We start from the raw sequence: 13,356 nt of genomic DNA on the forward strand, positions 1-13,356 counted from the left end.
GGAGACGACCGGGAGACGACCAGGAGACAACCGCGTTCCGCCCGGTTCACACCCCGGTCCGCGCCCCGGCGCACCCAACGCGCCTGCCAGACTCTGCCCATGACGACCGTCTACGCACTCCTGGTGGGCATCAACACGTACCCGTCGGCCGACTGGCCCGCTCTCGGCGGCTGCGTCAACGACGTGGCGGCCGCCGGGACCTGGCTGCGCCGGCAGCGCGGCGTCGAGGTCCGCGCCCGCTCGCTGCTGGACGGGGCGGCCACCCTCGGGTCCGTCGTGGCGGGCATCCGCGAGCACCTGGGGCAGGCCGGTCCCGGGGACACCGCGCTGTTCTGGTTCTCCGGCCACGGCACCGAGTTCGCCGCCACGGCCGAGGAGCAGCGGATCGAGCCGACCGGCCGCTGCCAGGCCCTGGTCTGCGCCGACGGCCCGCTGCCGGACAAACTGCTACGGCCCCTGCTGGACGGGGTCGCGGCCGGTGGCGCGCAGGTCACCGCGGTGCTGGACTGCTGCTTCGCCGGCGGCGCCACCCGGGACGCGGCGGGTACGCCCCGGTATCTGCCCCCGGACCCGTCCTGGCACGCGTCGGCGCCCGTCGCGGCCCCCGTCCGCGCGGCAGGCGGTGGCCCGACGGCCGGCCCCGGCCCCGGCCACGTCCTGCTGGCGGCCGCCCGGCTGAACCAGCCCGCCTACGAGGACTGGTTCGACGGACGGCGGCACGGGGTCTTCACCCATGCCCTGCTCGGCGCGCTCGGCGAACACGGCGGCCCGGCGCTCAGCTGCCGACGGCTCCTCGCGGCCGCCCACGCCCGGGTGCAGCGCTCCGGCGACCGCCAGCACCCCGTGCTCTGGCCGACCGACGCCGGCGGCCCCGCCGACCGCCCGCTGCTCGGCGGCGCCCCGCACCGACCCGGCCCGTACCTGCTGAGCCTCGGCGGCTCCGGCTGGCAGGTGGACTGCGGCGCGGGCCACGGACTGCCCACCGGCAGCGCCGGCCTGGCCACCGAGTGGACCACCCTGCCCTCCGACGGCACGCCGCCGTGCGTCCTGGCCACCCGGGAGGTCCACGCCGAGCGCACCCTGGTCGAGCCGGCCGACCCGTCCGGGCCGGGCCCCGACCCCGCCGTCGCCCACCCGGTGACGCTCTCCGCGCTCGCCCTGCCGCCCGTCTCGGTCCTGCTGGAGGCTCCCGCCGCCCGGTCCGGGGCGGTGGCCCGGCTGGCCGCGGCGCTCGCCTCGGCGGGCCCGGGCGGCCGGCCCTCGCCGCTGCTGCGGACCGTCCCGCGGGCCGCGGCCGCGAGCGGGACCCTGCTGCGGGTGACGGTCCACGAGGGCCGGGCCCGGATCCTGCTGCGCGACGGCTCGCCCGCCGTCCCGCCGCTCCCGCTGGCCGGAGCCGACGACGCCCGGCGGATCGCCCGCTGCCTGGTCCACCTGGCCCGCTGGCACCAACTGCGGGACCTCGCCAATCCGGACCCGTCCTTCGGCTCGCTCGCCCGGATCGAGGTCGTGCCCTGGGACGGCGCCGCGGCCGTCACACCCGACGGCTCCGGGGAGATCCTCTGCCACTACGGCGACGGCCCGGACGGACCGCGCGAACCACGGGTCTCGGTCCGGATCCGCAACCGCTCGCGCCGCCGTCCGCTCTGGTGCGTTCTGCTCAACCTCACCGACAGCTACGCCAGCTCCCCGGCCCTGTTCCCCGGCCACTTCGTCGCGCCCGGCGGCACCGGCCACGCGCTGGACGGCGAGCCGGTGCACCTGCGACTGCCGCCCGGCCGGCCGCCGCGGCCCGGCGCCCAGGCCAGGGACTGGCTCAAGCTCATCGTCGCGGAGGGCGAACTGAACACCCTGCCCTTCCAGTTCGGAGCCTGGGAACAGGACGGGCCGGCCGACCGGGGCACGGCCGACGGGGCCGACGGGGCCGACGGCGTGTTCCGCCCCGCCCCGCCGGCCGGCACCCGCGACCTGGGCCCGGCGCGACCCCCGGCCGCCGGCCGGTGGGCGGCGCTGACCCTCGCGCTGCGCACCGTCGTCCCGGGCTGAGGCGTCCCGGGCCGGGACCGGGCCGAGGCCGTGCCGGGCCGGCCGTGGTTCACCGGCCGAGATGGGTGAACCCGGCCCAGGCCGACAGGTCGTCCGGCTCCACCGCCGCGGACCGCGCGGCCAGCTCCGCCGGCATGCCCGGCGGCGGTCTGCGGTGCGGGTCCAGCATCCAGAGCTGGGCCCGCCGCAGCGCCCGTCCCGGCGGCTCGGCCTCCACCCGGAGGAAGTGGTGCGTCATGAACATCAGCACCGAGGTCGCCTCGTCGGGCACCGGCCACAGCGAGCCGACCACCGAACGGGCGCCGGCCACCAGGAACGCCGTCGCCAGGCTGTACGCCTCATTGCGGCCGCGCCCCGAGACATGGCTGCGGCAGGCCGCGAGCACGACGAGTTCGAGCCCGCCTGCCGGCCGCCCGGCCGCCCCGGTGAGCTCCTCGGCCGCCAGCTCCCCGCCGCTCAGCAGAAGATACGAGCTGTGGTGCTGGTTGGCCGCCACCGTCGCATGGCAGGCCAGATGGAGGACGCCGCCCGCGCCCGCCCCCGAGCGCAGCCAGCCGAGCACGTCCGCCGGGGTGCCCGGGCCGTCCACCCCGGCCGTACCCGCCCCGGCCCGGCGGCCGTGGAAGGCGCCGCGCGGGTAGAAGACCCGCTGGACGGCGTCGGCCTCCTCGCCCGCGTACCACAGGTCCCCGGTCGGGTCACCGACGATGAGCGCGCTGCCGTCGTGCGGGACGGCCGGGCGGGCGGCGACGTCGCAGAACAGGCGGGCCGAGGCCGCGTAGGAGATCTCGGCCCGTTCCAGGGCGTACCGGCGCCGGCCCGCCGTCTCCGGCTCCGACCAGGCGGCGTGCCAGGGCACCACGTCGAGCCCGCCCATCGGCACCAGGACCAGCGACGGCGGACGGCTGCGCCCGGCGGGCGGTACCAGCAGGTCCAGCAGCGGCCGCAGCGCCGCGTACCAGGCCCAGGAGCAGAGCCGGTCGAGCCGCCGGCGCAACGGCGGCGGGCCGGACGGGGCGCCGGCCGACGGCGCGGGCCCGAGGTCACGGGCCGCCGGGCCGGCCGGGCGATAGGCCCGCAGCGCCGCCGCGTCCTCGCGCAGCAGCGGCAACGGCAGCCAGTGCGCCGCACCGTCCGCGGTGACCAGCACGGCGGCCCCCGGGTGGTCGTCGGAGGCGGGCACCAGGTAGACCAGGGCGTCCGCGCGGAGCGTGACCAGGGCGGCGCCGATCTCCGCCGGGGTGGGCGTGGCGAGCAGCCGCGCGGGCGTCCGCCCGTGGTCGGCACCGGTCAGACCGGTGAGGACCCGGCGGCGCAGTTCGCTCGGCACGCCGTCGGCCGCCCCACCGGGCCCGCCCGCGGCGGCCAGCCACTCCCCGGCGAGGTCCGGCAGGCCTGCGGCGTCCAGCAGTTCGGGGACGGACCTGGACGTGGTCGCGGCGTGCAGGACCAGCCCCCGGCAGGAGTCCAGGGCCGCCACCGCGTCCTCGGGCGCGTCGTCCGCGAGGCACCAGGCGGCCACCTCCAGCGCGATGTCGGTGGCGAGCCCGGTGGCCTCGGCGGCCTGCCGGGTGCCGGACTGGAGCAGCGCCAGCCAGGAGTAGCCGCGCACCGCGTCCAGCCCGCACCGCCGCCCGCGCCGGCGGTCGTCCGCGGCCGGGTCGGCGCGGGTGCGGTAGGCGCGGCCCAGCGTCGAGCCGACGACCGGCCAGAGCCGGTGCTCCGGCCCGCCCGCCAGCTCGGCCGCCCGTTCCAGCAGCGCGATGCCCTCGTCCAGCCCGGCCCGGTCGCCCCGCCCCGCCGCCCGGGTGCAGAGGGTGCTGCCCAGCGCGCCGGTGTAGCGCAGCCAGTCGTCCGTGCCCTCGTCGGTCAGGCCGATGGCCTCCCGGAGCAGTTCGGCCGCCTCGTCGAGGAGCTTCGGGTCGTAGTCCCGCGCGTGCCGCACCCGGGTGAGGCCACCGTCGCCGAGCACCCAGGCCCGCTGCCCGCGCGGCAGCCGGGCCGCCAGCCCGCGCAGCTCCGCCAGGGTGGGAGGGCCGAGCCCCGGCTCGGCGCGCGGGGGGACGCCGAGGGCGCGGGCGACGTGGTCCCGCGCCACCCGGGCGCCTTCCAGCTGGGTCCAGACCTCGCCGCGGGCGGGATCCCCCTCCTCCAGCGCCGCGTACAGTTCGGCCAGCCGGGCGACGGCCCGCTCCGCGGTCGGCAGGTCCTCGCGCCGGGCGGCCTGGAGCGTCTCCAGCCCGGCGAGCTGCGCGTCCAGGAGCCGGCGCAGATACGGCGTGGTGTCCGGGAGTTCACGCTGCCGGGCCAGGGCCGCCATCGCGGCCTCCAGGTCGTCGACCCCGGAGGTCACCTGTCCGCGCTGGGCCAGGGCCATGGCGCGCAGGGTGGCGAGGGCCTCCCGGTGCCCGCTGTCCGTCTCGGGGATCAGGCCGGCCGCGGTGTCGAGGTGTTCGACGGCGTCGGCCAGGGCCGCGGTGTCGCCCGCCAGGCCGGCGAGCAGGCGGACGTGGCCGTAGCGGAGGTGCAGCACACCGAGGGCGGCCGGGTCCCGCTCCGCCGCGGCCGCGGCCCGGAACAGCGCGGCGGCCCGCTCGGGCGGGACGTCGACGCCCAACGGCTGGAAGACGGGGATCAGTTCGAGCAGCTGCCGGGCGAACGGGGCGTACCGCGCGTCGGCCGGGTCCATGGTCCGCCACTGCGCGAAGAGCCGCTCGAACTCGGCGCGCAGCCGGTCCCGCCCGCCGATCCCCCGCAGGGTGGCGTTGGCACCGGCGTCGGTGAAGCCGACGAAGGTCTCCCCCGCCTCCACGATGCCGAGCAGTTCCCGGAAGGCCTCGCCCAGGTCCTGGTCCAGTGCGGCCGGCGGTTCCACCGAGCCGGGGACGCGCTCGGCGAGCTCCTGGCGGGTCCAGCCGTCCAGGGCCCTGATCACCGGCCGCAGGGCCGGGTCCAGGTGCTCGGCGGCGAGCGCCCGTGTGGTGCCGTCGAGCACGGCGGTCAGCCGGCCGGGGTCGCGGTCCTCGTCGTAGCGGGTCTTCTGGAGCATCGCCAGCAGGACGGCCTCCCCCGCGACCGGTCCGTGCCACTGCGGCTGCCAGCGCTCCACGGCCAGCTGGACGAGGCCGATACCGCGGTCCCGTCCGGCCGGGTCCGCGCGCCGGGCGGCCTGCTCGTGGAGCAGCCGGCCGAAGACGCCGACGAAGGGCGGGGGCAGCTCGTCCAGAGCGCCGGGCTCGGCCAGCAGGGGTTCCAACTCGCCCATCGCGGGCCCGATCTGGCCGTCGTCCTGCCAGCTCCAGAGCAGCACCGTCCGGATCACGATCCGTCGGGCCACCGCGTCCCGCCGCCACCGGGGCGGCCCGGCCGGACCGTCGCCGGAGTCGTCCACCGCCCGGCCGAGGAGGGCCAGCGCCTCCTCCAACGGCTCGCGCCCCGCGCTCTCCTGACCGTGCGCCATCAGGGAGCGGGCGAGTTCGAACCGGAGCAGCGGCAGGTCGCTGTCCTCCGGTGCGGCGTCGAGCGCCGCCCGGAGGTGCCGTACGGAGCGCTCGGCGTCGGGCGCCCCGCCGCCGGCGGCGTACCGTTCGAAGTGCAGCAGCCCGAGACCCTCGTGCAGCTCCGCGGCCTCCGGGCCGCCGGGCCGGGCGTGCGGCAGCACCTCCTCGTGCCGGCGCACCGCCGCGTCGAGGAACTCCCGCCGCCGCCCGGGCGGTTCGTCCGCGACCTCGCCGTACCGCGCGCGCAGGGCGCGGGCCTCCAGCACCAGGCCGACCAGTCCGTCCTGCTCCACCAGTCCGTCCTGATCCAGCGGCCCGCCGCCCCCGGCGGTCACCGCCCGTCCTCCGCCGGGGCGACCCTGGCCTGGTAGGGCTCCAGGAGGAGGTCGAGCCACCGGGTGCCCTCGGCGGTGTCCAGGTCGACGGGCGGGGTGTCCGCCCGTACCAGGGCGTCGGCGGGGCAGCGGTCACCGAACAGCACCACCACCCGGTCCCCCGGTTCCCGTTTGGAGGGCCAGACGAAGGCCTGGGCCCACGGGTCGCAGTGCTCACGGATCCAGTGACCCCAGTGCCGGGTGAACGGGTACTCCGCGGCCTCGGCCTGGACCAGCCACGAGTCCTGGCCGACGCTCGCCAGGTCCCGGCCGGTGAGCAGGGAGAGCACCTCCAGATCGGCGGCCAGCCGCAGGAAGGAGAGCCGCCGCCCGCGCACGGCGGCCCGCGGCACCAGACGGGGCGTGCCGGCCGGGTCGAACGGCACCGAGCGCAGCAGCGACTCGCAGACGGCCGACTCGGCGGTGAGCCCGGCGTAGAGATAGCCGTACCGGTCGCAGCGGGTGGCGTCGAACCGGCCGCCGCCGTAGAGGCAGTCGGCGGGCGCGGGGTTGAAGGCCGTGGCGGCCCGGCGGGCCGAGTGCAGGCGGAACAGCGGGGTACCGGCGGGCAGGGTCAGCCGGGCGGGGGCGCCGGGGAGTTCCCGGGGCGGTCGGACGTTCACCACGGTGCTACTCCCCCTCCGCCAGATACCCGGCGGCATCGGTCAGTTCGTGCTCCCGGCCGGTGCCGAGCAGTTCCGCCGGAGCGGCCCCGAGCCAGGCGTTGGGCGACAGCCACCAGTCGGCCACGCCCCACGGGTCCCGGTCGGCGCCGAGCAGGGTGTTGACCGCCAGCACGGTGGGCCGGAGCCGGCCGGCGGCGTCGAACTGGAAGCGCGGCAGCCGCTCGTGCCCGCCGGGGCCGGCCAGCCGCAGCAGTCCGGGGGCCCGCGGGTCGCCGCCGAGCCGGTCCAGCTCCGCCCGGTCCACCGCGGTGGCCGCGAGCAGCCGGCGGCGGACCTCCCCGAGGACGGGGCCGACCATCCGGTGCCCGTCCAGGACCAGCACCGCGAGGTCGTCCGCGCGGAAGTCCGCGGCGGTGCCGTCGGCGGCCGCGGTCGTGTACCTGGCCCCGGCGGCCCGGTCCAGCCGGCCGGCCTCGTCGGCGGGCAGCAGGTCGAGCAGCAGCCGGGCCGCGGCCTCGGCCGGGCGGCCGTCCGCCGGGTCCCTCGTCCCGGTGTCCCTCATCGCGCCGAGCGGCCCGGCGAGCCGTCGCAGCCCCTCGGCGCCGATCAGTGCGGCCAGCCGCTCCCAGTCGGCCGCGGCCGCCGCCAGTACGGCTTGCGGATCCATCAGGGCCCTCCCCCCGTCGTCATCAACCGTTCCACCAGCGCGGCCGCCACGCCGCCGCGCACCACCAGGTGGATGTCCCAGCCGGCGCCGCGCGCCAGCTCCGCCTCGACGGCCGCCCAGAGCGCGGCGAGGCTGACCGCGTACGGCAGTCCGCCGCGCCCGGAGCCCAGCAGCGGCAGGCAGACCGACCGCAGCGGCGGGGTGAAGCCTGCGGACTCCTCGGCGAGCAGGGCCAGCGCCCGGGCGACGGCCCTGGTGACGTCGGCGGGCAGCACGTCGTAGTCGTTGGTCCCCGCCCGGGGTACCGCGACGGCCGCGTGGTAGATCCGGCGCACGCCCTGCCGTTCCAGTGCCCCGGCACCGGTCGCGGCCACGGTGCCCGGCTGGACCGCCCGCCCCGAAACGCCGTTCCGGGCGGCCCAGGCCCGCAGTTCGTCGTGGACGAGGTCCTCGACGACGTCCCCGGCCGGGCCGCGCCGCGCACCGGCCCGGCGGAGCGCGGCGGCGACCGACGACTTGTACGTCTCCGGCAGCGCCAGATAGGTGTTGGCGGGCGAGACCACCACGTCGACGTCGCGCAGCAGGTCGACCGGGTGCACATGCAGGGTGACCGTCCCGGCCGTGCCGCCGGCCCGCACGTGGAGCGTCCGGTGGCGGGCCGCGAACGGCCGCTCCCCGGCCGCGGGGCCCGTCGCGGCGCCCGCCGCGATGCGCAGGACCTGCTCGGCGACCTCACCCAGGACGAGCACCTCGTGGTGCTTGCGGAACCGCTCGACGCTCACCCCGTAGACGCCGGCGGCCCGCTTGCGCCGGTCGGCGGGCGGCCAGTCCCGGGTGCCCTGCGCCAGGCCGAGGCTGTACTCGGCGGCGGTGCGCAGCGAGCCGGCCTCGATCCGGGCCGTGGCGGCGCGCAGCAGGTGTTCGACGAGGGCGGGTGCGGGCCGGCCCGGCTGGGGCGCGTTCCCGGCCGCGGCGCGGGTCAGCAGCGGCAGCCGCGCGTCCCGCAGCCGGACCAGGCCGAGTCGCCGCACCTCCCGTACCTCCCGCAGAACCGACGCATGGTCATCGAGGTCGTTCGGCGGCATGCCGGACAGAATGGCACCGCCGGTCGGGGCCGACAAGTCGCGGCCACCCGTCCCATTGAACCGGTGCCTCCGGTCGCCGACCGGTCGTTTCCCGGCCGAAGCCCGGTCGGGGCCCGGCCGGGGCCCGGCCGCCACCGCCCGTGCGGCCGCGCCGTCCTGACCGGCCGTCGGATCAGGGCGCCAGTCGGACGATCTCGCCGGTCTCCAGGGCCGCGTGGACGGCGCCGTCCGGCCCGACGGTGATGCCGTGCGGCTCGGAGCCCGGGACGGGCAGTTCGTAGGCGGCGATGCGGCCGTCGGGGGTGCGGCAGCCGATCCGGTCGGCGCCCCACTCGGTGAACCAGAGGCGGCCCGCCGGATCGGCCGCGACGGCGTGCGGGCGGGCGGCGCGGTCGGGCAGCGGGTACTCCGTCACCTCGCCCGCCACGGTGATCCGGCCGAGCCGGCCGGCGCCGATCTCGACGAACCAGAGCGCGCCGTCCATACCGGCGGTGAGGCCGACGGGAGCGGCCCCGGCGGTGGGCAGGGGGTGCACGGTGGTCTCGCCGCCGGGCGTGATCCGGCCGATGGCATCGGCCTGGTTGAGGGTGAACCAGAGCGCGCCGTCCGGCCCGGCCGCGATCATCGACGGGAAGGCGCCGGTGACCGGCAGCGGGTACTCCGTCACCTCGCCCGCCACGGTGATCCGGCCGATCCGGTCGGCGTTGAGCTCGGTGAACCAGAGGGCCCCGTCCGGCCCGGCGGTGATCCCGAACGGACCGGCCCCGGCCGTCGGCAGTTCGTACGAGCACGCCCGCCCCCCGGTGTCGATCCGCCCGATCCGGTGGTCCCGCATCCGGGTGAACCAGAGCGCGCCGTCCGGCCCGGGGGTGATCACCGACGGCCCGCATCCCGGCGCGCCGAGCCCGAACCGCCGCACCGTCCCGTCGGCGGCCAGCCGCCCGATCTCCCCGGCGTGCACCAGGGTGAACCAGAGCGCCCCGTCCGGCCCGGCGGTGATCCCGTACGGTCCGGCCGCCCCGTCCGCGACCGCGAACCGCTCGAACACACGCCGTTCCATCAGACCCCCCGGCTCTCACTATCACGACTTCTGTCGCATTAGGGCCGATCCTCGCACGCGGGCTCCCCGGGCGGCAACCCCGTGGCGACCGGGGCCGGAAGTCTGCCGGGCCGATGCGCCCCCCGCACCCCCGCGTACCCTCGTTCCCGTGCCAGCCTCACCCCCGCATCGCGTCGCCGTCCTCGTGCTCGAAGGCGCGAAGCCTCTCGATGTCGGCATTCCCGCGCAGGTGTTCACGACCCGCGCGAGCATGCCGTACGAGGTACGGGTGTGCGGCGCGGCGCCCGGCCTCGTGACCGGCGGCGACGGTCTCTCGTACTCCGTCGCCCACGGCCTCGACGCGCTTGTCTGGGCCGACATCGTCTTCGTCCCCGGCTACCGGCACCCGGACCGTGACGACCCGCCACAGGCCGTCGTCGACGCGCTGATCGCCGCCCACCACCGGGGCGCGCGGCTCGCCGCCATCTCGACGGGCGCCTTCGCGCTCGCCGCCACGGGCCTGCTCGACGGCAAACGCGCCACCACGCACTGGCACTACACCCGGGCGCTCAAAGCGAAGCGTCCGCTCGTTCAGGTCGACGAGAACGTTCTCTTCGTCGACGAGGGCAGCGTGCTGACATCGGCCGGCGCCGCCTCGGGCATCGACCTGTGCCTGCACATCCTCCGCGGCGACCTGGGGGTGTCCGCGTCGAACCACGCGGCGCGGCGCCTGGTCGCCGCCCCCTACCGCAGCGGCGGCCAGGCGCAGTACGTGCCGCGCAGTGTGCCCGAGGGGCTCGGCGAGCGGTTCGCCGCCACCCGGGAGTGGGCGCTTCACCGGCTCGGCGAGCCCCTCACCCTCGATGTGCTGGCCCGGCACGCGGCGGTGTCGCCGCGCACGTTCTCGCGCCGCTTCGTCGAGGACACGGGGTACACGCCGATGCAGTGGGTCATGCGCGCCCGCATCGACGTGGCCCGTGAGCTGCTCGAACGTTCGCAGCGGAGCATCGAGCAGATCGCCGCCGACGTCGGCCTCGGCACCGGTGCCAATCTGCGGCTGCACTTCCAGCGCATCCTCGGCACCACGCCGAGCGAGTACCGGCGCACCTTCGCCCAGGGCGAGTAGCCCGCCACCACGTGGCGCGATCCTTTCGGACCGTGGCGATCACGCCGCTGTCACCGGCGGATGCCGCGCGAGAACCTGATGGCGAACCGAACAAGGGACGCCACTCATGACTCGCATCGCCATCAACGGATTCGGCCGCATCGGACGCAATGTGCTGCGCGCACTGCTCGAACGCGACAGCGACCTGGAGGTCGTCGCCGTCAACGACCTCACGGAGCCCGCCGCCCTCGCACGGCTGCTCGCCTACGACACGACGGCGGGCCGGCTCGGCCGCCCGGTGACCGTCGACGGGGACGCCCTCGTCGTCGACGGCCGCCGCATCACCGTGCTCGCCGAGCGCGAACCGGCGCGGCTGCCGTGGGCCGGGCTCGGCATCGACATCGTGCTCGAGGCGACCGGCCGCTTCACATCGGCCACGGCCGCCCGCGCCCACATCGACGCGGGCGCGAAGCGGGTGCTCGTCAGCGCGCCGGCGGACGGCGCCGATGTCACGCTCGCCTTCGGGGTCAACACCGACGCGTACGACCCGGCCACGCACACGATCGTCTCGAACGCCTCCTGCACGACCAACGCCCTTGCCCCGCTGGCCGCGGTGCTCGACGATCTCGCCGGCATCGAGCACGGCTTCATGACGACGGTGCACGCCTACACGCAGGAGCAGAACCTCCAGGACGGTCCGCACCGCGACGCCCGCCGGGCCCGCGCGGCCGCCGTCAACATCGTGCCGACCACGACGGGCGCCGCCAAGGCGATCGGCCTCGTGCTGCCGAGGCTCGACGGCAGGCTGTCGGGCGACTCGATCCGCGTGCCGGTCCCGGTGGGATCGATCGTCGAACTCAACACGACCGTCGCCCGCGACGTGACGCGCGAGGACGTGCTGGCGGCGTACCGCGCCGCGGCACGCGGGCCGCTCGCCGGCGTGCTCGAGTACTCGGACGACCCGCTCGTGTCGTCCGACATCACGGGCAATCCGGCCTCGTCGATCTTCGACTCGGCGCTCACCCGCGTCGACGGCCGCCACATCAAGGTGGTCGCCTGGTACGACAACGAGTGGGGCTTCTCGAACCGCGTGATCGATACGCTCGAACTCCTCGCCGCCGGCTGACCGGAGACCGGGGCGGCCCTCCGGGCGCTCCCCGTCGCACCCTTCGGCCCCGGCCACGCCGCTACGTCGGGCCCGGGTCCGGCTCCGGGCCCGGCTCCACCGCCGGGCCGGGCCCCGGGCCGGCGGCCTTGCGCAGGACGGACACGATCCCGACCCCGGCGGCGCAGAGCGGGACGGCGATCAGGGCCCCGAGGATGCCGGCGATACCGGCTCCGGCGACCACGGCCACCATGATGGTGGCCGGGTGGAGCTCCACGGTCCGGCTCTGGATGAGGGGTTGGAGGACGTTGCCCTCGATGGCCTGGACGGCGAGGACGATGCCGAGCGCCCAGGCGGCCGTGCCCAGACCGCCGTCGGCGAGGGCGACCAGGACGGCGACCGTCCCGGAGAGGAAGGCGCCGACGAACGGGATGTAGGCGCCCATGAAGACCAGGGCGCCGAGCCCGGGCGCGCCCGGGACGCCGAGCAGGAGCAGCCCGATGGTGATGAAGAGGGCGTCGATCAGGGCGATCAGCGTGGTGCCGCGCATGAAGCCGGCCATCGCCTCGAAGGCCCGGTCGGCGCAGGCGATGACGGTTTCGGCGGTGCGGGCGGGGAGGTAGGAGCGGACGGCCTCGCCGGTACGGTGGCCGTCGCGGAGGAAGAAGAAGACCAGGGCGAGCGCGAGGACGCCGCCGGTGAGGATCTGGGTGGCGAGGCCGAGGCCGGAGATCACGCTGTTGGTGAGGGCGGAGACCAGAGAGTTGGTCTCGCCCTTGGCGTTGTCCAGGGCGTGGCGGATCTTCTCGCCGACGGGCCCGAGCCATTCGGCGAGCCGGTCACCGGCCTGCTGGAGCGCGGCGGCGATCTGCGGGGCGCTGTGCGCCAGCGAGTTGACCAGCAGGGCGATCACGCCGCCGACGGCGACCACCAGCACGGCGCAGGTCAGCCCGGCGGCCACACCCCGGCTGACACCGCGTCGGACCATCCAGGACATCACGGGGTGGAGCAGCGAGGTGCCGAGCAGCGCCAGGATCACCGGGACGGTGGCGGCCCGCAGCTCGACCACGGCGAAGACCGCGAACGCGGCGACGGCCAGGAGCAGAATGACCGCCGCCGACCAGGCGGCCGCCGCCCGCACCACCGGCGGCAGCATCAGATACGGCCTGCGGTGGTCCGCCCGGTGTTCCTCCGGCGCGTCGCCGGACGGGGACTCCCCCGACATTCCCACCTCCGTGTGGGTCGATTGGTCCGAATCGCCCCATACCATCAGATGATCTGATCAAATGTGCGCTTTGTCGGATGCGCGGCGCGCCCCGCCGACGGCAGCGCCCGGGCCGGCCCTCACCGGCCCGGGCGTTCAGCCCGGGGGGCTCACTCGTGGAACTCGAACCTCCACGCCTGCCCCTGGTCGCCGACCTCCAGCGGCCGCAGTGCGATCCGGTGCGGGATGATCTTCAGCAGGCTGAGGTCCACGGCCAGTTCGACGCCCTCGACGGGACCTCCGGGGACGACGACGAAGAAGGTGGACGGCTCCGAGGACTGGTAGAGCGCCCACTCCTTGGGCTCGGGCACCCCCTGGACCTGCGTGTTGACTCTCGGCGGGCCCTCGTAGCCCAGGTACGACTGCTGCCGGAGGTTGCGGATGTGGACGTTGCCGTTGTCGAGCCCGTCCACCTGCCATTCCTGCTCACCGGGCTCGCCGGTGGGCGGCACGAGGATCACGTTGTCCTTCGGCCCCTGCAGGGTGAGCAACTGCTCGCCGGGCCTGGCGATGGCGTAGACGCCGTTGGGTACGGGTGCCACGGA

10 protein-coding genes are annotated in these 13,356 nt (G+C 76.6%); 3 read left to right on the forward strand and 7 right to left on the reverse strand.

What is annotated here, in order from left to right; translation table 11 throughout:
- Window positions 1-99: 99 nt before the first annotated feature.
- Window positions 100-2,046, forward strand: coding sequence for a caspase family protein (locus ACIQIB_RS21525; RefSeq protein WP_363609885.1), 1,947 nt, complete (start codon window positions 100-102; stop codon window positions 2,044-2,046).
- Window positions 2,047-2,095: 49 nt separating this feature from the next.
- Here ACIQIB_RS21525 and ACIQIB_RS21530 read toward each other — a convergent pair whose 3' ends face one another.
- The 5 genes from ACIQIB_RS21530 to ACIQIB_RS21550 form a co-directional block, all read right to left on the reverse strand.
- The gene (locus ACIQIB_RS21530) at window positions 2,096-5,881 is read right to left on the reverse strand and encodes a CHAT domain-containing protein (protein WP_400759792.1); all 3,786 of its coding nucleotides are present in this window, start codon (window positions 5,879-5,881) and stop codon (window positions 2,096-2,098) included.
- Window positions 5,878-6,546, reverse strand: a complete 669-nt coding sequence (locus tag ACIQIB_RS21535) for an RES family NAD+ phosphorylase (RefSeq protein WP_363609881.1) — start codon at window positions 6,544-6,546, stop codon at window positions 5,878-5,880. The genes ACIQIB_RS21530 and ACIQIB_RS21535 overlap by 4 nt, the downstream gene beginning before the upstream one ends.
- Before the next feature lie 4 nt (window positions 6,547-6,550).
- Window positions 6,551-7,213, reverse strand: coding sequence for a hypothetical protein (locus ACIQIB_RS21540; protein WP_400655358.1), 663 nt, complete (start codon window positions 7,211-7,213; stop codon window positions 6,551-6,553).
- The gene (locus ACIQIB_RS21545) at window positions 7,213-8,298 is read right to left on the reverse strand and encodes a hypothetical protein (protein ID WP_400759794.1); all 1,086 of its coding nucleotides are present in this window, start codon (window positions 8,296-8,298) and stop codon (window positions 7,213-7,215) included. The genes ACIQIB_RS21540 and ACIQIB_RS21545 overlap by 1 nt, the downstream gene beginning before the upstream one ends.
- A 172-nt stretch (window positions 8,299-8,470) precedes the next feature.
- Window positions 8,471-9,358: a virginiamycin B lyase gene (locus ACIQIB_RS21550; protein WP_400759797.1), complete on the reverse strand. Its 888-nt coding sequence runs from the start codon at window positions 9,356-9,358 to the stop codon at window positions 8,471-8,473.
- A gap of 148 nt (window positions 9,359-9,506) precedes the next feature.
- Between ACIQIB_RS21550 and ACIQIB_RS21555 the strand changes: the two genes are divergently transcribed.
- Together ACIQIB_RS21555 and gap are read left to right on the forward strand one after the other, a co-directional pair.
- Window positions 9,507-10,463 carry a GlxA family transcriptional regulator gene (locus ACIQIB_RS21555; protein WP_400759799.1) on the forward strand — a complete coding sequence of 319 codons (957 nt, stop codon included), beginning with the start codon at window positions 9,507-9,509 and terminating at the stop codon, window positions 10,461-10,463.
- Between the two features lie 106 nt (window positions 10,464-10,569).
- The gene (gene gap / locus ACIQIB_RS21560) at window positions 10,570-11,568 is read left to right on the forward strand and encodes a type I glyceraldehyde-3-phosphate dehydrogenase (RefSeq protein ID WP_400759802.1); all 999 of its coding nucleotides are present in this window, start codon (window positions 10,570-10,572) and stop codon (window positions 11,566-11,568) included.
- A gap of 61 nt (window positions 11,569-11,629) precedes the next feature.
- Here gap and ACIQIB_RS21565 read toward each other — a convergent pair whose 3' ends face one another.
- Together ACIQIB_RS21565 and ACIQIB_RS21570 are read right to left on the reverse strand one after the other, a co-directional pair.
- On the reverse strand, window positions 11,630-12,772 hold the full coding sequence (locus ACIQIB_RS21565; protein WP_400759806.1) for an AI-2E family transporter: 1,143 nt from the start codon (window positions 12,770-12,772) through the stop codon (window positions 11,630-11,632).
- A 149-nt stretch (window positions 12,773-12,921) separates the two neighbouring features.
- On the reverse strand, window positions 12,922-13,353 hold the full coding sequence (locus ACIQIB_RS21570; RefSeq protein WP_400759809.1) for a hypothetical protein: 432 nt from the start codon (window positions 13,351-13,353) through the stop codon (window positions 12,922-12,924).
- Between the last annotated feature and the right edge of the window lie 3 nt (window positions 13,354-13,356).

It is taken from the genome of Kitasatospora sp. NPDC092286 (genome assembly GCF_044755565.1).
In the GTDB taxonomy this organism is placed as follows: Bacteria; Actinomycetota; Actinomycetes; order Streptomycetales; family Streptomycetaceae; genus Kitasatospora.